Raw genomic sequence first — 19,451 nt, forward strand, 5'->3', positions numbered from 1 at the left:
CCGGCGACGCGGTGCCACGCCCGCGAACCCAACCGACCGGGCCACCTTGCGCTGCCAATCGACCGGCGCAGACCACTGACCAACCACCGGGGCCAAGCAGGCACGATCACCGGGTTAGCGATCGGGCTGCATGTCCTCGGCCTGCTCGTCTCCGCGGTGGTGGTGATCGGTCTGAACGCTGCCGTCATCCCCCCATCGGCGACCGCGCATTACCTGTGGGCAGGCGTGACCGGTGGCACGATCTCCGCCGACGAGGTGACCCGGTACCAGATCGACTGGCAGATCCGTACGCCCGGGGTGCTGCTGGCGGCCTGGGTGGGTGCCGGCTCGGCGCTGTCGGGGTTGCCCTCCAAGTGCTGGTGCGCAACGCTCTCGCGGACCGTAAATGCTGGGTGTCTCCTCGGCGCCTCGGTCGGTGCGGTCGCCGTCACCGTCTCCGGCGGGCTCGCCGCCGCCGTGTACGCCGTCTCGCGGGAGCCTTTGTCGGAGCGGTGGCGGCCACCGCGCTGGTTGTTCCTGGCGTCCTGGACTCGGGCCGGGCTCGCCCCGCTGCGACTCGTGTTGACCGGCGTGGTGATGTCGTTCGGTTTCCAGTCGTTGATGGCGATGATCGTGTACTTTTCGCCGGACAGCAAGGCCACCAGCACGCTGCTGTTCTGGTCGATGGGCGACTTCGGGGCCGTCACCTGGGGGCGCTGCCCCCGGGTGGCGGCCGTGGTGTTCGCCGGCATCGTCCTGCTGGCCAGGCAGGGCCGGACGCTGGACGTGATGACCTTCGGCGACGAGAGGGAGTGTGTCGATTTCGGCTCTGTCTCACATTCGGTGGTGACGGAGGGTGCTGGTCAGCTGAGCAGGATTCGATGGCGCAGGAAAGCGAAGCCCGCTCGTCCGTACATTACGAACCCCTTCACCGGCCTACGACGGACGGCCGGTCACCGTTGCGGCTATGGGGTCGAACCGAACCTCGACGGGTCCGGGGTCCCCTTCACCGGCCTACGACGGCCGGTCACCGTTGCGGGAAAATGTCCCACTGGCCTCCGAACATCAACGCGTCGTCCGCCTTGGCCAGCCCACCCGGGCCGGCCTCCGTTCCGGGCGCGAGGACTTCTACCGGACCAACCGGGATCTCACCGCCGTCACCGGCCCACCCCGGCCAGTCCCCGTTGCGGGGGCTACTCCCCGGCCCACCCGGAGATCTCCCGCAGCCTTCACCTGCCCCGGACCGGTCTCCGTTGCCGCGCACCAGTGAGCCCCGTGTGAGCCCGGACGTTTGATCACCTGGCAATACTGAGCAGCATGGCCCGGGATCCGCAGGGGCATCTAGCTGGACGGAAAGGTACCCCTGCGGACTGCCGGGCACCTGGCATCACGAGTCGGATTCAACTTCTAATCCCAAGGCCGCAGGTTCGAATCCTGCCGGGCGCGCCTCCCGTCTCCTCGTCGTCAGCCTGCGGCAACGCGCCCGCGCTGTCGCAGGAGGGCGAGTAGGCCGTGACCGTCCTCGATCCGGGCGTCCGGTCGCAGGTCGGGTGGGGACGGCTCGCGGTCGGTGCGGGGCGAGCGCATCAGGATCGCGGCGCCGGCACCGGCCCGACGAGCGCAGGCCACGTCGCGGTGCACGCTGTCGCCGACGAACCAGCAGTCGCCGATCGGTATGCCGACGGCGTCGGCCGCCAGCCAGGCCAGGCGGGGATTGGGCTTACGGAGCCCGGCCTCGTCGCTGTAGAACTCGGCCACGAACAGGTCGGACAGCCCGGCAGTGGCGAGGAAGTCCCGATGTGCCGCCCCGCAGAGCGCGTTGCTGACCACCGCCATGGGTAGACCCGCGACGGCCGCGGCCCGCAACGCCTCCAGGATCCCGGGGCGGACCTGCCACTCCGATCGCCACGCCCAGGCGTACGCCAGCGGGGTCGCCGCTTCCTCGACCGCCGTGCGCGCCGCTCTGGGCCAGGTGCCGGTGACGAAGTTCGCCCACACCTGCGCGTGTGGCAGTTCGACGGGATCATCCGAGCGGCCGGCGTCGTCGCGCCACCGCGCGTAGGCCCGGCCGCCCTCGGTCAGGTCGGCGGCGATCTGCTCGGCCGACACGATGCCGCCGATCAGGTCGAACAGCCGACGCACCAGTTCCGGTGGTGCCGGTGGCTGTCGTGGAGCGTCGGCCAGAACACCGCCGAAGTCCAACAGGAGCGCGCGGGGCGATCGCAGCATGCCGCCATCCTTCCGCACCCAGGCGCGCGGACCGAACAGCCACCGCCAGGCCACGTCACCGTCAATCTTGGACAGTTCCCGTTAGCGCGTAACGCGTAACGGAAACTGTCCAAGATTGGCTCGGTCTGGCATGCGGCGTCTGAGGCCGGTGGTCAGTTGGGCTGGCAGGGGGTGCCGTTGAGCTGGAAGTCGGTGGGGCGGTCGTTGGTGCCGGAGTAGGTGGCCTGGAAGCCGAAGCTCACCGTGCCGTTCGTCGGCAGGCTGCCGTTCCAGGCCGCGTTGCGCGCGGTCACATTCCTGCCGGACTGAGTGACCTGCGCGTTCCAGGCGTTGGTGACCTGCTGGTTGCCGCCGAAGGACCAGGTCACGGTCCAGCCGGTCAGGGCGGCACCCCGGTTGGTGACCCGGACGTCCGCGGTGAAGCCGGTGTTCCACTGGTTGACCGTCCAGCTCACCGCGCAGCCCGCGGGCCCGGTGGTCGGCGGCGGCGTCGTGGGAGGCGGCGTGGTGGGAGGGGGAGGCGGCGTGGTCGGCGGGGGCGGCGTGGTCGGGGGTGGCGTGGTGCCGTCGCGGGGCGGGAAGCGCAGGATACGGTCGTCTGTCGCGGCCGGTGTGCCCCGGCCGTCCCGGTTGCTGGTCGTGACCCAGAGCCAACCGTCCGGACCGTACTCGACGGTGCGCAGTCGCCCGTAGTTGCCGGTCAGTTCGGCGGTGGGGGTGCCGACACCGCCGGAGGTGTTCAGCGGCACGTTCCACAGCCGGTTGCCGCGCAGGCTGGCCACGAAGAGCCGGTTCCCGGCGATCGCCGCACCGCTCGGTGACGCCTCCGCCGGGGTCCAGGTGAGCAGTGGGTCACGGAAGCGGGGGTCGTTGGCCCTTCCCTCCACCGTGGGCCATCCGTAGTTGCCGCCGGCGACGATCAGGTTGATTTCGTCCCAGGTGTTCTGACCGAACTCCGTGGCATACAGCCGACCCTGGGCGTCCCAGGCCAGCCCCTGCACGTGGCGGTGGCCGAGGCTGTATACCGGTGACCCGGCGGTCGGGTTGTCCGGCGGAACGGTGCCGTCGGGTCGGATGCGCAGGATCTTGCCGTTGCGGCTCTGCGGGTCCTGCGCCGACGCGGTCTGTCCGGCGTCGCCCACTCCGACGTAGAGCATGCCGTCGGGTCCGAACGCGATCCGGCCGCCGTTGTGGATCGCCGCCCGGTTCAGCCCGGTGAGGATCGGTTGCTGGGTCTGCGGTGCGGTGAGCCGGAACCGGGCGATCCGGTTGTCGGTCGCGGTGGTGAAGTAGACGTAGATCCAGCCGTCCTGAGCGTAGGTCGGCGACACGGCCAGCCCGAGCAGGCCACCCTCGCTCACCGGAGTCACACCCGAGATGGTGACCACCGGCTCCGGCGCCTGGCCTGGGCGGACCCGCACCACCTGCCCGGTGGGTCGTTGGGCGACCAGCGCACTGCCGTCGGGCAGGAAGTCCATCCCCCACGGCACCTGCAGGCCGGTGGCGACCGTCTCGGGCCGGGAGAAGTCGAAGTCGCCGACGGCGAGCAACGCGGGTGCCGCGTCACCGAGGGCGCCGGATGGACGTTCGGCGTTCGGGACCGCGCCGGCCAGGCCGGCGACGCCGACGCTGCCGGCGACCAGACTGGCGGTGAGTACAGCCCCGACCGCGAGTCGGATCTTCATGCCACCCCCTCATGCATAGATGCAAGTAAATCTAACACGATGCCACGCCGGCTCCGGATATCGCTGGCCCCGGCCGCGCCGCCGGCCGTACCGTCCACGCCATGCGCCTGCGCGAGGAACTGACAGCCGATCGGGACGCCGTGAACGAGTTGCACCGGCTTGCGTTCGGCAGCCACGGCGAGGTGGTGGCGGCGCTCGTGCGGGCGCTGCGGGACGACGATCCGGAGGCCCTCAGCCTGGTCGCGGAGGAGGACGACGAGGTCGTGGGCCACGTGCTGTTCAGCCGCAGCCTGCTCGACGCGCCACGTCGACTCGTACCGGTGCAGGTGCTCAGCCCACTCGCGGTCGTACCGGACCGGCAGCGCCGCGGCATAGGCGGCGCTCTGGTCACCCACGGGCTGCGCCTGCTCGACGAGCGGGGCGTGCCGGCGGTCTTCCTGGAGGGCGACCCGCGTTTCTACGCCCGCTTCGGCTTCGCCGCCGCCGGTGGCCTGGGCTTTCGTCGACCGTCGCTGCGCATTCCGGCCCCCGCCTTCCAGGTGGCCAGGCTCTCCGGCTACGAGCCGTGGATGACCGGCACGTTCGTCTACTCGGCCACCTTCTGGCAGCAGGACTGCGTGGGGCTCCGCGAGGACGGCAGCGGCTGAGTGTGACGGATGGGCGACGTAGCGTCCATCCCGACGTCACCTACAGTCATCACGGCCACTGCCGTGTGTTATTCTCCGGCGTCGATCTCCGCAGCGCGCACCCGGATCGGGTCGTTTGTCGCAAAGGACGCCTTCCCGATGCCGGCCCTGCCCAACCCGATCACGTCGCCCACCACGGTGGACCGCCCGGCCGCCGGCGCGTTCGCGTTCATCTTCACCCGGTTGCCGGCGCTGCTGCGGCTCTCCTGCGGGCTGTTCTGCCTCCCGGTGGCGCTCGCCGTGCGTACCCCGCCGGTACGTCCGGAACTGCTGCTACCGGCGGTGGCGGTGCTGACCGCGTGGTCGCTCTGGTACGCCTCGCGCGCCTGGCGGGACGGCCTCGGCACCCGACTCGTCGCCGTCGACGTGGCGTTGACCAGCGCGGCGTGCCTGGCGATTCCGGTCCTGGTCGCGCCCGAGGTGCTGCCCGGCGAGGCGAGTTGGATCGCCGTGCTGGCGAGCACCACCGTGATCAACGCGCAGGCGACCGCTGCGGCCCGGCTGTCCATTCCGGCCGGGCTGCTGGTCGTCGCCGCCTACGCCACGGGTGCGCACACGGCCGGAAACCCGACCGAGGCGTGGGCCCACGCGGTCACCCTGCTGGTCCAGACCGGCTGCACGGCGATGATGACCGCGGTGATGCGCCGACGTATCGCCCGCGCCGACACCGCGTTCGTGGCCGCGCAACGGGCCACCCGTAACGCCACGGTCGCCCGGATCGCGCGGGAGGCGGAACGACGGCAGAACCGCGACCTGCACGACACGGTGCTCGCGACCCTCACCATGGTCGGGCAGGGCGCGGTGGGCGGGCCCTCCCCCGTGTTACGCGAGCGGTTTGCCGCCGATCTGCGTACCCTCGCCGCCCTGGCGGAGGCGCGCTCCGTGCCGCACGACGCGACGGCCCGGCTGGACGAGCGCCTGCGGGCGGTGCTCGCCCGGCTGCCCGGCCTACCGGTCGCCGCCGACCTACCACCCTGCACGGTGGCGGCACCGGTCGCGGAGGCCGTCGCGGAGAGCGCCCACGCCGCGCTGGCGAACGTGGTGAATCATGCTCCCGGCGCGCGGGCGACACTGCGACTGCGGCGGTTCGCCGACACCGTCACGGTCGAGGTGAGCGACGACGGTCCCGGTTTCGACCCGGGCACAGTGCCGGCGCACCGGTACGGTCTGCGTGAGTCGGTACGAGGCCGGATGGCGACGATCGGCGGCCACGCCGACGTCGACTCCGCTCCCGGTCGGGGCACCCGGATCCGGCTGGAGTGGTCGGATGTCGGCTGAGCGGTTGCCGGGCGGCCCCGGTACGCGCGAGACCGGATTTCGGCGACGGTCAGGCGGGGCGGTGTTCCGCCCGTGGCGGATCCGGTCGGGTCCGGCACCGGCGCAGCGGCTGAGGCCGGCGCCCGACGAGATCGGTGCGGTCCGGGCGGCCGCCGCGGTGGCCCGCATCTCCGACCGGGGCGCCCGGATCGTCGCGGTCACCATCGCGCTGGTCTGGCATCTGGCGATCGGGCTGCCCGCGGTGCTGGCCGCCGGGTCGGCGCTGGCCGTGCCCGCGGTGGTGCTGGGTGGCTGGTTGCTCGTGGCGGCGCTCGGCGTGATCGCCGGCATCCGACTGCTACGCGACACGCCGCTGCCGGCCGCGCCGCTGGCCGGCCTGCTGCTCGTCGTGGACGTGGCGGTCTTCGCCGCGGTCGGTCGGTCGCATCTGTTCAGCCCGGCGAACTGGGTGTGGGGCACTCTCGCCTGGTTCTTCCTGGTGGCGCTCTGGGGGCAGCCGGTGGGCCGGCTGCTCGCCCTGCTGGCCGCGCACGCGGCCACCGCGCTGACCGCCGTCGTGCTGCACGGCGCTACGCAGGCCGCCGATCTGGCTCGGGCCACGATGGCGCTCTACGGCACGTCGTCGTTGCCGGTGGCGGTCTTCGCCGGTGCGGCGGCGCTCGCCGCGCTGTCCCGGCAGCGGGCCGCCACGGCGGCAACCACGAATGCGATGGTGGCCGAACGGGAAGCCGCCGAACGTGCCCGGCACGAGCGGGGCGAGCGGCTGAACCTGGTCAGTCGCGCCGCCAGCGAGGTGCTCACCGAGTTGGCCCGTGGGCAGGCCGATCCGGCCGACCCGGAGGTCCAGCGCCGCTGCGTACGCGCTGCCGCTCGGCTGCGACGCCTGATCGCCGAGTCCGACGACGTGCCCCACCCGTTGCTGCACGAACTGCGGGCCGCAGCCGATCTGGCCGAGCGCAACGGCCTGCCGATCGACCTGGTCACAATTGGTTCACCGCCACCGTTGCCGGTGCGGATCCGCAGGGGCCTGGCGGATCCGCTCACCGCCGGACTCGCGGACGCACGGGACTGGGCCCGGCTGACCGTCGTCTCCAGCCCGGACGAGGTGGTGGTCAGCCTCGTAACACCCGACCGGGAGGGCCCGGACGACCCCGGGCATCCGGCGGAGGACGACGGGCAGGTGGAGCACCTCTACGAACGGGACGGGAAGATCAGATGGACGCAGACGCGCTGGCACCGGTGACGCCGGGACGGCCCGTCGGTGTGGCGATCGTGGACGACCACCCGGTGGTCATCGACGGGGTGCGCGCCTGGCTCGCCACCGAGCCCCGACTGACCGTGCTGGCCACCGGTGACGATCCGGACGAGGTGTTGCGAACGGCACCGCAGGCCGACGTGATCCTGCTCGACCTGCGGTTGCACGGACGGTTGGTGCTGGACAAGCTCGCCGAGCTGAGTTCCGCCGGACGGCGGGTGGTGGTCTACTCAGAACACTCCGACCCGGCGACGATGCTGGCCGCGTTGGACGCCGGTGCGGTGGCGTTCCTCGCCAAGCACGAGGGACGGGAACACTGTGTGGCGACCGTGCTGGACGCGGCGAGCGACCGGCCGTACGTCGCGCCGGCGCTGGCCGGCGCGATGGTCGGTGATCCGCGACCGGATCGGCCGATGCTGTCCGACAAGGAGCGTGAGGCGCTGCTGTTGTGGTTCCAGTCGATGTCGAAGGCGTCGGTGGCCCGGCGGATGCGGATCAGCGAGCACACTGTGAAGCAGTACGTCGACCGGGCGCGGATCAAGTACACGCGGGCCGGTCGCCCGGCCGCCACCAAGGCGGCGCTGCTCGCCCGGGCGATCGAGGACGGACTCGTCCGACCAGAGGAAATTGGTATCTACCGGTCGCGCGCGTCGACCGATCGGCCGACCCCCTAACGGGCGTCATGACAGCGGCGGAAGTCTCGGCGAGGCTCATGGGTAGATGCCGTCCGCACCGGAGGTTCCCGACGATGCACGATGACGCGTCCCCGTTCTTCATCGCACCGCACCGGTTCGACGCGGTGGACGACGGTACCGGCCCGGTGCTGGACCGGCGGCACGAGCTGGTCCCGGCGAGCGGCGAGCAGGTGCTCGACCGCCACCGGGTGGACGTGGCCGGCTATCTGCTCGGTCCCAGCGACGCCTACCGCGCCTGGTCGTTGCCCGCCCCGGTGGCGCTCACCGTCACCGACCACCGGCTGACGTACGTCGGTGGGGACCGGCAGCGCACCGACCTGGGCGCCAGGCACCGCGGCACAGCCCGCCTGCCCGCACTGGTCAGCGGGCAGATCCGCTGGCAGTGGCCGTCGCGGCTGGAGTTGGCGCCCGCCGCCGACGGCAACCCGGCGACGTTGCTGGTGGTCTGTGACGCGCTGCGGACGATCCGGCAGCCGGCGCTCGCCCTGGTCGGTCCCGGCGACCGGATCGGCGAACTCGCCCGGCAGCTGCGCCACGCGATCGCCACGTTCCGGCTGGTCCGACCGGAGCTGGTGGACCTGTCCCCGCCGGAGCGGGACGCGCTGGCCCGGCTGACCCGGACCGCGTCGCTGAGCGGCACGGGCCGGGTGCTGCTGCCCGGTGCCCTGCCGGTGGAGTTCCACTCCCGCGAGGACTACTACCGACCGAGGCACGGCGACGCGCAGCCGTACGACGCGGCGTCCGGCCAGCGGTAGGCCGCCGACAGCCCGCAGGGCTCGACCTGCTTCAGCGGGGCGCGGAACGCCGGTCCTCGGCGTCGAGCACCGCCGCCTCCTGCGGGGTCGGTGCGCTGCCGCCGAGATGCGCCGGCAACCACCACCGGTCCGCCGGGGTGGCGGGCTGGTCCGGGTACTCCCGCTGCGCCCGGTCGACAAGCGCGGTCAGCCGGGTACGCAGTTCCTCGGTCATCGCGGCGGGGTCCGGGTATCCGGACGGATCCATCGGCTCGCCGACCAGGATGGTGATCGGGGTGTGCCGGCGGGTGAGCGTACGCGGTCGCCCCTTCGTCCACAGCCGTTGGGTGCCCCAGAGCGCGACCGGCAGCACCGGTACCCGCGCCTCACGGGCCATCCGGGTGGCTCCGCTCTTGAGCTCCTTGACGGTGAAGGAGCGACTGATCGTCGCCTCGGGAAACACGCCGACCACCTCACCCGAGCGCAGCGCGGCGACCGCGGCGGCGTACGAGTCGGCGCCGGCGCGCCGGTCCACCGGGATGTGACGCATGCCGCGCATCAACGGCCCGGACACCCGGTGCCGGAACACCGAGTCCTTGGCCATGAACCGGACGAGTCGCCGGGATTCGAGGGCACCCAGTCCGCAGAAGATGAAATCCAGGTAGCTGACGTGGTTGCTGGCGAGCACCGCCCCGCCGGTGCGGGGAACGTGGTGGTCGCCCTCGACGGTGAGCCTGAGGTCGAGGACCCGGAACATCGTCTTGGCGGCGGCGATAACGGGCGGGTACACGAGTTCCGGCATTCCGGAACTTTACCCCGAGTAGGTTACGCACCGGTAGGGACGGTGGTCGCCGTGATCCGCCGGAGCGTGGCCGGGTCACCCGTCGCCCGGTCGGGGCGACCCGGCCGCGCCGGTCACCCGGCGAGCGAGTGCAGGTCCACCCGGCCACGGGCGAAGGCGTCCACCCGACCCCAGCGGCCGGGAATGTCCAGCACCTCGATCCGACCCATGCCGACCGGCAGCCGCGGCTCGACCGCCAGGTGCCCCTCGTGCGGCTCCAGGCCGAGCATCGTCCGCAGCAACAGCAGCGGCGCCCCCGTCGACCACGCCTGCGGACTGCACGCCGTCGGGTACTCCACCGGGAACTTCGTCTGCTCACGCGGGTAGCCGCCGAACGCCTCGGGCAACCGTCCGTCGAAGTACCGGGCGGCGTCCAGGATGCCGTTGGCGATCATGGCGGCCTCCTCGGCGAAGCCGTACCGGCGCAGCCCCCAGGCACAGAACGAGGTGTCGAAGGGCCAGACGGTGCCGTTGTGGTAGCCGATCGGGTTGTAACGCACCTCGCCCTCGGCCAGGGTCCGCACCCCCCAGCCGGTCCAGAGCCGTGGCCCGACCAGGTGGTTGGCGATCTGCTCGGCCCGCTCGTCGTCGACGATCCCGCTCCAGAGCAGGTGGCCGATGTTGGAGCTGAGCACGTCGCACTGTCGTCCGTCGGGATCGAGCGCGAGCGCGTAGTAGCCGCCGTCCTCGACCCACCAGTCCCGGTTGAACCGCTCCTTCAGGGCCGCGGCCTCCCGCTCCAACTGGTCGGCGTACGCCGGGTCGTCCCAGAACTCGCGGGCCAGCCGCGCGCCGCGCATCTTCGCGTCGTACGCGTACCCCTGCACCTCGCAGGTGGCCCGGGGAAACGGCGGCAGCGTGCCGTCGCGGTAGGAGATGGAATCCCAGGAGTCCTTCCAGCACTGGTTCTCCAGGCCGGTGTCGGTGTTCCGCCGCTCATACCAGATGTAGCCGTTGCCGACCAGGTCGGCGTAGTCGTCGATCCACTTGAAGGCCCGGCGGCACTCCTGCTCCAACTCCTTGACCAGCGCGCCGTCGCCGCTCCACTGCTCGTACTCGTCGAGCAGCACCACGAACAGCGGCGTCGAGTCGACCGCTCCGTAGTACGGCGAGTGCGGTTGCTCCTCGAACGCGGCGCTCTCGCCGTACCGCATCTCGTGCAGGATCCGGCCGGGGTCCTCTTCCCGGAAGTCGTCGAACCGGGTGCCCTGCAGGGCCGCGAGGATCCGCAGCGTGGTCGCGCTCAGCTGCGGTGTGAACGGCAGCGTCTGCAGGCAGGTCAGGATGCTGTCCCGGCCGAACATGGTCATGAACCACGGCAGGCCGGCGGCGGGCAGGGTCTGACCGCCCAGCGAGAGCGGCGAGAAGCGCAACGCCGCCAGGTCGACGATGCACTTGCGGTACGTCGCGGCCAGCCGGTCGTGCTCGCTGTTCACCGTCGGCGCCTTGGCGATCCACTCCTCCAGGTCGTGCTGCAGGGCGAGCCGCTCGGTGCCGTGCGCCTGCAACCCGAGACGCAGGTCCCGTCCGCCCGGGCCGACCGCCAGGGTCTGCACGTCGATGCGGGTGTTCCACTGCTCGTTCGGTTCCAGGTGGATGGAGTACGCGAAACCGTTGCGGTCGTACCGGGCCGGCGCGGAGGACGAGATGATCGTCTCGCGCTTGAAGTTGCCCCGCCGGTAGCCCAGGCGCAGCCGGTCCGGCTCGGCCTCGGCGTAGATCTCACCCTTCTTGTTGAGGATCTCGTCCTTGACCTCGAACAGGTCGGCGAAGTCGCAGCCGGCGTCCATCCGGATCTCCAGGTCGACCGCCTTCTCGTCGTGGTTGAGGATGGTGATGTCCTCCCGGAAGCTCCCACCGACCGCCCGCTCCCGGATGATCGACAGTTTCGCGTCCACGTAGTGCGTGGCCAGCCCGGGCACCAGGAAGAAGCGCGACTCGTAGTACTGGAGGTCGTCGTAGGAGAGGGCGTTCAGTCGCTCACCGTTGACCGTGAGCACCCATCTGGAGAGGAAGCGGGTGTCGATGGAGAACAGTCCCGTCGGCTCCGTCGGTGTCGCCTCGATGTCCCCGGTGGCCTCGCTGACGACGAAGTTGTTGCCGTCGAGGATCCGTACGGTGTGGCTGGGCGCCATCACTGCACCCCCTTCCGGTAGCGCTGCGGTCCCCGGGCGTACGGCGACCCGGGGAAGATCCGTTCGACCTGCACCACCAGGCGGGCGTCACCGGTGACCGTCATGTCCCCCCGCAGCAGCGCCGCCAGCCCGTTCTCCCGGCCGGTGACCAGTTCCTCGAACAGCGCGGGGCTGGTACCGACCACCGTGTCGGCCTCCATGTCCTGCCGACTGACCTGGATGTCTCCCCGGTCGATCCGCACCAGCCAGTGCGTGGTCTGCGGCCCCTCGTGCAGGTCGAAGCGCAGGGCTCCGGAGGTCTTCGCCAGCAGAGGCTCGTACCCCTGCTGGTCGAGGTCCTCGAAAAACCGCGTGGTCGCGTCCGCCATCGGGCCCCTCCTCCCAATCGCTCATGTCCCGCAGGAGGGGTCCCCGAGGCCCGCTGACTCAACCTCACCCGCTTGGGGTGAGGCCCGACCGGCACGTGCTGCGGTGAAACGCAGGACCGCGGGACTCGTGGCGCCGAGCGGCACGGAGCCGGCTCCCGACGGCTCGGGAACCGGCTCCGTTCGGCGCAAGGATCAGTTGTTGGGGTCGTCCGCGCTGATGTCGGCCAGCACCGACTGGGGCTCCCGCTCGACCGCCAGATCGCCCATGGACACCAGGCCGATCAGTCGGCCGTCCTCCAGCACGGGCAACCGCCGCACGGCGTAAGTCCGCATCAGGTCGGCGGCGGCGACGGCGTCGTCGTACTGGCTCACCGTCACCACGTCCTTGGTGGTGATCTGGTTCAGCCGGGTGGTGTCCGGATCCATGCTCTCCGCCACGCCTCGGACCGTGATGTCCCGGTCCGTGACGATGCCGACCACGTTGTCGCCGTCGGTCACCACCACGTCACCGATGGCGGAGTCGCGCATCTCCTGGGCCGCCGCGACGAGCGTGGCGTTGCCGTCCATGGTCACCAACCGGGTCGTCATGAACTCTCCGACCGTTGTCATGGCGCCTCCCTCTGGGTGTCGGGCAACCAGGGGTCTACCCGACCGTCGCGGGCAGTAACGTGACCGGTCAGCCGCGCGGCGGGATGCCGTACAGGCGCTCCACGCGCAGCCGCAGCACCAGCCGCCTCTCGGCCACCATGGCCCGGCGGTAGTCGTCCCAGTCCGGATGTTCCCCCTGTACCGCCCGGTAGAGATCGACCAGCTCGGCGACGGTGTCGTCGCCGGGCTCCGCCGCGACCGGGGTCAGCTCGGCCCGCACCTCCGCCACCGCGTACGACCAGCCGTCGTCGCTGGCCACGTGGAAGCTGGCCCGGGGGTCACGGCGCAGGTTGGCGGTCTTCGCCCGCCCGTCGGTGACCGACACCCGGATCAGCCCGTTCGTGCGGTCATAGGCGTAGACCACATTCGACAGCTGTGGCCGCCCGTCGCGTCTGATGGTCGCCAGCACCCCCAGCGACCGACCCGCGATGAGGTCGCTGAGGGCGTTGCGGACGTGCTCGTCGGTCACGTTCTGCTCCGATCGGTCGGACAATCGTTCAGCCCTCGGCGGCGACCAGCTCGGCCAGCTGCACGGCGTTGAGCGCGGCGCCCTTGCGCAGGTTGTCGCCGGAGCAGAAGAGCGCCAGACCGTGCTCGACGGTCTCGTCGACCCGGATCCGGCCGACGAACGTCGGGTCCTGGCCGGCCGCCTGCAACGGGGTCGGCACGTCGGAGAGGGCGACGCCCGGGGCGTCGGCGAGCAGCTCGTACGCCCGCTGCGGGCTGATCGGCCGGGCGAACCGGGCGTTGAGCTGAAGCGAGTGACCGGTGAAGACCGGGACCCGCACGCAGGTGCCGGAGACCTTCAGGTCGGGGATCTCCAGGATCTTGCGGCTCTCGTTGCGGAGCTTCTGCTCCTCGTCGGTCTCCGCCGACCCGTCGTCGACGATCGAGCCGGCCAGCGGCAGCACGTTGAAGGCGATCGGCTGGGCGAACGAGCGGGGTGCGGGGAACTCCACCGCGCCGCCGTCGAAGGTGAGCCCGGCGGCGGTCTCGGCGACCTTGCGGACCTGCTCGTCAAGTTCGGCGACGCCGGCCAGGCCGGCGCCGGAGACCGCCTGATAGGTGGCGACGACCAGGGCGACCAGTTCCGCCTCGGCGTGTAGCGGGCGCAGCACCGGCATCGCGGCCATGGTGGTGCAGTTCGGGTTGGCGATGATGCCCTTGGGCCGGACGGCGGCGGCGTGTGGGTTGACCTCGGCGACGACCAACGGCACCTCGGGGTCCATCCGGAACGCCGAGGAGTTGTCGATGACGACCGCACCGGCGGCGGCGACCCGTGGCGCCAGCTCCTTGGCGGAACCCTTGCCGGCCGAGAAGAGCACGATGTCCAGCCCCGAGTAGTCCGCGGTGGCGGCGTCCTCGACCGTGATCTCCTCGCCGCGCCACGCGAGCGTCCGCCCGGCCGAGCGCGCCGAGGCGAACAGCCGCAGCTGCTCCGCCGGGAAGTTCCGCTCCGCCAGCACCTGCCGCATCACGCCACCGACCTGGCCGGTGGCACCCACAATGCCGATCCTCATGCCCGCGAGGCTACCCAGCCCGGTGCCCGGATCGGGAACGCTTTCCCACCGGCGGGGATCCCGGCGGCCGGGCCGGGCCGGACCGGACCGGGAGAGTCGCCCCTCGCCGGCCGGTTCCGCCGCAAGAACATCGTCGCGCCGCCCTCACCCACCGCAGCATCTCAGCCCGGCCACCCCCGCCGCGACCGACGTCACACTTTGGCCCCGCGGGCGGTCGATCACGTCCCGGACGGGTGGTCGGTCAGCTCGCCGAGACCGGTGGCCAGCAGCTCGTCCCTGATCACCGCGGCGTCGCCCTCGACCACCAGGGTCAGCGACTCCGGACGCAGGTGCGTGGCGGCGGCCGCCGAGACCTGGTCCACCTGGGCGCCGAGCAGTTCCTCCCGCAGCCGGGCGTGGTAGTCGTCCGGCAGGTCGTGCACCACGAGCGTGCTGAGCGCCCCGGCGATCGCCCGTGGGCTCTGCAACTCGACCGAGAGCTGGCCCGCCCGCCAGGACCGGGCCACCGCCAGCTCGTCCTCGGTCACCCCACCGGCCTGGGTACGCGCGATCTCGCCGACCGCCTCGACCAGCGCCGGTGCGGTGACGGCGGTCTGCACGCTCGAACTGACCGCGAACCGGCCGAACCGGCGGGACGAGGCGAAGTCGCCCCGGATGCCGTACGTGTAGCCACGGACCTCCCGAATGAGGTGGTTGAGCCGGGAGGTGAACGCCCCGCCGAGCACCGTGCCGGCGAGCGCGATCGGCACGTGGTCCGGGTGTGCCCGGTGCGGGCCGGGATGACCGAGCCGCAGTGTGGACTGCACCGATCCGGGCCGATCGACGAGGATGATCCGCCGCTCGGGACGCGCCGGCACCTCGATCGGCGTCCCCCGGTCCACCGGCCCACCGCCGGTGCCGGTGAACGCCGTGGCGGCGAGGGCGTCCAGGTCGAGCCGCTCCAGGTCACCGGCGACGACCAGGGTGCCCGGACGGATGAACCACTCCGAGTGGAAGACGGTCACATCCTCCACGTCCAGGCCGGCCACCGAGTCGGGATCGCCGTACATCGGACGGCCCCACCGGTTGCCGGCCCCGAACAGGTCGGCACGCAACGCCGCGTCGGCCCGTGGCCCCGGGTTGGCCCAGTCCATCCGCAGCGCGGTCACCTCGTCGTCGCGGACCCGCCGCACGTCGTCCGGGTCCAGCCTCGGGGTACGCACCGCCTCGGCGAGCAGTTCCACCGCCGCGCCCAGCCGACCCACCGGCACCTGCACGCTGGCCTGGAAGGTGTCCCAGTCCAGCCCGGTCACCAACTCGGTGCCGAGCGCCTCGATCGCCAGCGCGTACGCGGTGGCGTCACGCTGGGTGGTGCCTTCCTCCAGCGCCTTGGCCAGCACCCCGCCGAGCCCCTCGCGGCCCACCGGTTCCCGACCGGCACCCGCGTCCAGCAGCAGCATCGCCACGGCGAGGTTCTGCCCGGGCAGGTGCGCGGCGACGACGTCGCCACCCGCGACGGAGCGGCGGACCACCTGGGGAAAACGGTACGGGCGGGCCGTACCCGGACCGGGACGATCAGCGATCAGGGTCACCGGGCGATCCTCTCGTTCGCGGCTGCGGGGCTCACGGATGCCCACCCGCAGCACTCCGCCGGGCGGCACCGCCCGCTGCTGGCGCTCACTGCTTGTCCTGCGGAAGGTAGGTGAGGGTCACCCGGTCGTCGGCGCCGAGCACCTCGGCGGCCACCTCGGCGATCTGCTCGGCGGTCACCGCGAGCCAGGCCGGTAACCGCTCGGCCACCGTGGCCGGGTCGTCGAACTGGGTGGCGTACCGGCTCAACGCGTCCGCCCGGCCGTCCACGGTGGACATCTGCCGCCACCACGCGGTGGTCAGCAACGCCTTCGCCCGATCCAGCTCGGCGGCGGTGACCGGCACGGTCGCCAGCTCGTCGACCACCTCGGCGAGCCCGGCGGCCAACCGCTCACCGCTCACCCCGGGACGGGCGGTGGCGGTGGCGATCAGCGGTGCCGGTGCGTGTGCCAGATCCACCCCGTACGCACCGACCAGATCGGGCTGGGCGATCCGCTCACCATCGGCGAGCCGCTGGTAGAGCCGGCTGCCCCGACCGCTGCCGAGCACGGTGGCCAGCACGGTCACCACGTCGTATCCGGGGCTGCCGAACGGGTGGGTGCGGTGCGCCACGTACACCCGCGGTGCCGGCACCTCGGTGACCACCGTCTCCACCGCGGGGACTCCGGTGGCCGGCACGACCCGCCCGTCGGGTGCCGCCGGGATCTCCGGCCGGGGCGGGATGCCGCCGAAGTACTTCTCGGCCAGCGCGACGACCTCGTCCACCGTGGTGTCGCCGACCACGCTGAGCACGGCGTTGTTCGGCGCGTAGTAGGTCCGGTGGAACGCCTGGAAGGTGGCCAGGTCGGCGGCGTTCAGATCGGCCATCGAGCCGATGGTGGCGTGGTGGTACGGGTGGCCTGGCGGGTAGAGCAGCGGCAGCAGCCGCAGCCAGGCGTCGCCGTACGGCACGTTCTCGTAGCGCTGCCGCCGCTCGTTCTTGACCACGTCCCGCTGGTTGTCGAGCGTCTCCTGGGTCAGTGCCGGCACCAGCCCGCCCATCCGGTCGGCCTCCAGCCAGAGCGCCAACTCGAGGTGCTCCGCCGGGACCGTCTCGAAGTAGTTGGTGCGGTCCGGGTTGGTGGTGGCGTTGAGCGAGCCGCCGGCCCCCTGGACCAGCTTCATGTGCTCGGTCTTCGCCACGTGCGTCGAGCCCTCGAACATCAGGTGCTCGAAGAGGTGGGCGAAGCCGGTCTGTCCGGCCGGCTCGTGCCGGGAACCCACGTCGTACCAGAGGTTGACCGCGACCGCCGGGGCGGTGCGGTCCTCGCTGACCACCACGCGCAGGCCGTTGTCCAGTCGGGTCGTCGAGATCGGCCAGGGATAACCGCTGTCGGGCATGGCACCGACGCTATCCGATCTTCCGCCTCGGCAGGCCGCGGGACGCCCCACCGGCGAGCCGCGTCGACGGACGGGTCCGCGGAGCGGATGGCGGCATCGACGACAGGGCCCTGGGTATGCGGAAGACATGCCGACGATGTCCTGGCCGCCGCCCGCCGTCCTCACCGAACGAGCGGCACGGGCCGTGGCCCGGCTGCGCCGGGACCGGATGCTGCACCCGGCCGGCCGGTCCTTCGCCGGTGCGGTGCTCGTCTGGGGTACGTCCGGCCGGCCAACCGGTGTCCGGCTGCTCGACCGGCCCGGACAGTATCCGGCCACCGTCCGGCTCTCCAAGGGGACGCCCACCCCGGGCACCTGGCCCGACGTGCTCGGCCTGGCCGTGCGGTTCCACCGACCGACCGGACGGCCGTTCGACCTCCTGGTCAGCTCCAGCGCCACGGCACCGGTGCTGCGGCATCTGCCGCTGCCGCGACGCCGGTTCACCGGCACGTACAGCTCGGTCATGTCCTACCGTGCCGGTCGGCGGCGGCTCTGGCTGGCCGCGCTGGCCGACCCGGAGTCACCCGACCTGGGCCGGGACCTGGCCGGCCTGTCCGCCGCGGTGGCGGCCGGCCGGCCGAGGCTGGTCCTCGCCGTCGCCTCGGCCGCCGGACCGTGGCGGCCGTTCGGGCAGGTCACGATCGGCGATCAGCTCAGCGCGCGGGAGGACGCCGGGCTGGCCTTCGACCCGGTCGGCAACCTCCCGGAGGAGCTGCGCCTGGCCGGACCGCTGGCCTGGCTGCGCCAGCACACCTACCGAGGATCCCGCCGAGGGCGTGGCGCCACCGCTCAGTCCGGCGGTTCCACCGGGTTGACGGTCTGATCCGAGGTGCGCCGCTCCAACACCGTGTCGGGGGCGACGTTCTGGTTGGCCTCCCGGGCGTCGGACTCGGTGAGGATCGCGTCGGCCTGGGCCTGCGCGTCGTCGCTGCCGGCAGCCGCCTCCTCCGGTAGCAGGTGGGCGCGGGACTCCACCCGCTCCTGGTCGCTTCGCTCGTCAGTCTCGTCAGTCATGGCGCTCCTCATACCCCGCCCCCGTCTTCCCCACTCCGGCGAGGGCGGGCCCCTCGTGTTGTCCGAGGGACCCGACCTCGCCGGAGACCCGAGGTCAGCGGAACGGGCCACGCACCTCGTAGGTGATGCCGCCGGAAGAGGAGCCGGAGGTGCCGCGCTGGGACGAGAAGTACAGCCGGGTGCCGTCCGGTGAGAAGGCCGGCCCGCAGATCTCCGAGGACGACTGACCGGTGACGCGCAGGAACGGGGCGACCACCCCGGCCGGGGTGATGATGTTGATCTCCATGTTGCCGCCGTCCTCGGCCACGTAGAGGTCACCCGAGCCGGTGCCGGTGATGTTGTCCACCCCGGTCAGCGGTGCGGTGCCGGAGACCAGCGAGTCGTCGTACGCCAGGTCGATGCGTTGGTTGACCGCGTCGTACGCCCACACCCGGTTGTCACCCTTGGTGGTGAACCAGCAGGTGCCGTCGTCGTACCAGCAGCCCTCGCCACCGTTGAACCGCTTTGCGCCGGAGACCTGGCTGCGGGTCACCGTCGGCGACCCGTCCGGGTCCGGTACCCGCGCCCAGGTCACCGGGCCGCTGGTGGCGGACCCCGCGACCAGCACCTCCAGGGTGCCGGACGAGAGGTTGCCCCAACTGTTCGGCCGGAACCGGTAGAAGCAGCCGTTGCTCTCGTCCTCGGTCAGGTAGATCACCCGACGGTCCGGGTCGCAGGCGGCGGCCTCGTGCTTGAACCGTCCCATCGCCGGCCGCTGCACCGCGGCGGTACCCCCCTGCGGATACGTCTCGTAGACGAACCCGCGGTTGACCTCCTCGCAGGAGAGCCAGGTGCCCCACGGCGTGGCCCCACCGGCACAGTTCTGGTTCGTGTTGGCGAGGATCCGGTACGCCGAGGCGATGCTGCCGTCGGCGTTGAAGCGCACCGCCGAGGCACCGCCGCCCGGGGTGATCTCGGAGTTCGAGACGTAGATCCAGCCCGTGCCGGCGACGAAGCAGGCACCCCCGTCGGGCGCGTCGTGCCAGGTGTACGACGTCCCGGAGACGGCCTGGCGGGACCGGGCGATCACCCGGCTGGTGAAGCCGGTGGGCAGCTGGATGCCGTTGCCGTCGGCGCTGCGCAGTGAGCCGTATGGGCTGGGGCCGGGCTGGGCGGGTGCGGCCACGGCGGCGCCCGCCCAGAGGCTGCCGGAGAAGGCGGCGGCGCCACCGGCGACGGTGGCGCGCAGGACGGTACGACGATCCATCGGGGACCTCCGGAGGGAGCAGCGTTCGGTGGCGCTGAAATTACCGGCGGTTTTATCGATGTCGGTGAACACGAGACGAGGCTTTGTCGACGGGAGGATGAGCGCTCGGGCACGGTCGGGTACGCTTACCGCCGTGACGCGCTCGTATCG

General features: G+C 71.9%; 19 protein-coding genes. 6 read left to right on the top strand and 13 right to left on the bottom strand.

Annotated features, from left to right (window positions below; translation table 11 throughout):
- Positions 1 to 209: 209 nt before the first annotated feature.
- From O7597_RS05160 to O7597_RS05170, 3 genes are all read right to left on the bottom strand, one after another.
- Positions 210 to 731 (bottom strand): hypothetical protein, encoded by a 522-nt coding sequence (locus O7597_RS05160; RefSeq protein ID WP_269737973.1) that lies wholly within the window; start codon positions 729 to 731, stop codon positions 210 to 212.
- Between the two features lie 712 nt (positions 732 to 1,443).
- Positions 1,444 to 2,208 carry an HAD family hydrolase gene (locus O7597_RS05165; protein WP_281582140.1) on the bottom strand — a complete coding sequence of 255 codons (765 nt, stop codon included), beginning with the start codon at positions 2,206 to 2,208 and terminating at the stop codon, positions 1,444 to 1,446.
- A 152-nt stretch (positions 2,209 to 2,360) separates the two neighbouring features.
- Positions 2,361 to 3,893, bottom strand: a complete 1,533-nt coding sequence (locus O7597_RS05170) for a PQQ-dependent sugar dehydrogenase (RefSeq protein WP_281582141.1) — start codon at positions 3,891 to 3,893, stop codon at positions 2,361 to 2,363.
- 101 nt (positions 3,894 to 3,994) lie between these two features.
- Between O7597_RS05170 and O7597_RS05175 the strand changes: the two genes are divergently transcribed.
- The 5 genes from O7597_RS05175 to O7597_RS05195 all read left to right on the top strand — a co-directional run bounded on the left by O7597_RS05175 (position 3,995) and on the right by O7597_RS05195 (position 8,562).
- The gene (locus O7597_RS05175) at positions 3,995 to 4,540 is read left to right on the top strand and encodes an N-acetyltransferase (protein ID WP_281582142.1); all 546 of its coding nucleotides are present in this window, start codon (positions 3,995 to 3,997) and stop codon (positions 4,538 to 4,540) included.
- A gap of 138 nt (positions 4,541 to 4,678) precedes the next feature.
- On the top strand, positions 4,679 to 5,857 hold the full coding sequence (locus O7597_RS05180; protein ID WP_281582143.1) for an ATP-binding protein: 1,179 nt from the start codon (positions 4,679 to 4,681) through the stop codon (positions 5,855 to 5,857).
- A gap of 109 nt (positions 5,858 to 5,966) precedes the next feature.
- Positions 5,967 to 7,100 carry a hypothetical protein gene (locus O7597_RS05185; RefSeq protein ID WP_281583187.1) on the top strand — a complete coding sequence of 378 codons (1,134 nt, stop codon included), beginning with the start codon at positions 5,967 to 5,969 and terminating at the stop codon, positions 7,098 to 7,100.
- Positions 7,073 to 7,786, top strand: a complete 714-nt coding sequence (locus O7597_RS05190; protein WP_281582144.1) for a response regulator transcription factor — start codon at positions 7,073 to 7,075, stop codon at positions 7,784 to 7,786. Before O7597_RS05185 ends, O7597_RS05190 begins: the two co-directional genes overlap by 28 nt.
- A gap of 74 nt (positions 7,787 to 7,860) precedes the next feature.
- Positions 7,861 to 8,562: a hypothetical protein gene (locus tag O7597_RS05195; RefSeq protein WP_281582145.1), complete on the top strand. Its 702-nt coding sequence runs from the start codon at positions 7,861 to 7,863 to the stop codon at positions 8,560 to 8,562.
- 31 nt (positions 8,563 to 8,593) lie between these two features.
- Here the strand turns inward: O7597_RS05195 and O7597_RS05200 are convergent, their stop codons facing one another.
- The 8 genes from O7597_RS05200 to O7597_RS05235 all read right to left on the bottom strand — a co-directional run bounded on the left by O7597_RS05200 (position 8,594) and on the right by O7597_RS05235 (position 17,002).
- Positions 8,594 to 9,343, bottom strand: a complete 750-nt coding sequence (locus tag O7597_RS05200) for a lysophospholipid acyltransferase family protein (RefSeq protein ID WP_281582146.1) — start codon at positions 9,341 to 9,343, stop codon at positions 8,594 to 8,596.
- 113 nt (positions 9,344 to 9,456) lie between these two features.
- The gene (locus tag O7597_RS05205) at positions 9,457 to 11,517 is read right to left on the bottom strand and encodes a glycogen debranching N-terminal domain-containing protein (protein WP_281582147.1); all 2,061 of its coding nucleotides are present in this window, start codon (positions 11,515 to 11,517) and stop codon (positions 9,457 to 9,459) included.
- Positions 11,517 to 11,885, bottom strand: a complete 369-nt coding sequence (locus O7597_RS05210) for an SCP2 sterol-binding domain-containing protein (RefSeq protein WP_269737982.1) — start codon at positions 11,883 to 11,885, stop codon at positions 11,517 to 11,519. The genes O7597_RS05205 and O7597_RS05210 overlap by 1 nt, the downstream gene beginning before the upstream one ends.
- A 192-nt stretch (positions 11,886 to 12,077) precedes the next feature.
- Positions 12,078 to 12,494, bottom strand: a complete 417-nt coding sequence (locus O7597_RS05215; RefSeq protein WP_269737983.1) for a CBS domain-containing protein — start codon at positions 12,492 to 12,494, stop codon at positions 12,078 to 12,080.
- 67 nt (positions 12,495 to 12,561) lie between these two features.
- Complete coding sequence (locus tag O7597_RS05220; RefSeq protein ID WP_269737984.1) at positions 12,562 to 13,002, bottom strand: PPOX class F420-dependent oxidoreductase; 441 nt, start codon at positions 13,000 to 13,002, stop codon at positions 12,562 to 12,564.
- Positions 13,003 to 13,030: 28 nt separating this feature from the next.
- The gene (locus O7597_RS05225) at positions 13,031 to 14,053 is read right to left on the bottom strand and encodes an aspartate-semialdehyde dehydrogenase (protein ID WP_281582148.1); all 1,023 of its coding nucleotides are present in this window, start codon (positions 14,051 to 14,053) and stop codon (positions 13,031 to 13,033) included.
- Between the two features lie 218 nt (positions 14,054 to 14,271).
- Entirely contained in the window at positions 14,272 to 15,624 is a 1,353-nt protein-coding gene (locus O7597_RS05230; protein ID WP_281582149.1) for a pitrilysin family protein, read from the bottom strand.
- 85 nt (positions 15,625 to 15,709) lie between these two features.
- Entirely contained in the window at positions 15,710 to 17,002 is a 1,293-nt protein-coding gene (locus O7597_RS05235) for a pitrilysin family protein (protein ID WP_281582150.1), read from the bottom strand.
- Positions 17,003 to 17,129: 127 nt separating this feature from the next.
- On the opposite strand from O7597_RS05235, the gene O7597_RS05240 reads away from it, so the two are divergent.
- Positions 17,130 to 17,864 carry a phosphodiesterase gene (locus O7597_RS05240; protein WP_281582151.1) on the top strand — a complete coding sequence of 245 codons (735 nt, stop codon included), beginning with the start codon at positions 17,130 to 17,132 and terminating at the stop codon, positions 17,862 to 17,864.
- On the opposite strand, the gene O7597_RS05245 is transcribed toward O7597_RS05240, so the two are convergent.
- Entirely contained in the window at positions 17,831 to 18,055 is a 225-nt protein-coding gene (locus O7597_RS05245; RefSeq protein ID WP_269737989.1) for a hypothetical protein, read from the bottom strand. The two genes, O7597_RS05240 and O7597_RS05245, sit on opposite strands and share 34 nt — an antisense overlap.
- 94 nt (positions 18,056 to 18,149) lie before the next feature.
- The gene (locus O7597_RS05250; RefSeq protein ID WP_281582152.1) at positions 18,150 to 19,301 is read right to left on the bottom strand and encodes an alkaline phosphatase PhoX; all 1,152 of its coding nucleotides are present in this window, start codon (positions 19,299 to 19,301) and stop codon (positions 18,150 to 18,152) included.
- Positions 19,302 to 19,451: the final 150 nt, after the last annotated feature.

This window comes from Verrucosispora sp. WMMC514 (assembly GCF_027497295.1).
Classification (GTDB): domain Bacteria; phylum Actinomycetota; class Actinomycetes; order Mycobacteriales; family Micromonosporaceae; genus Micromonospora; species Micromonospora palythoicola.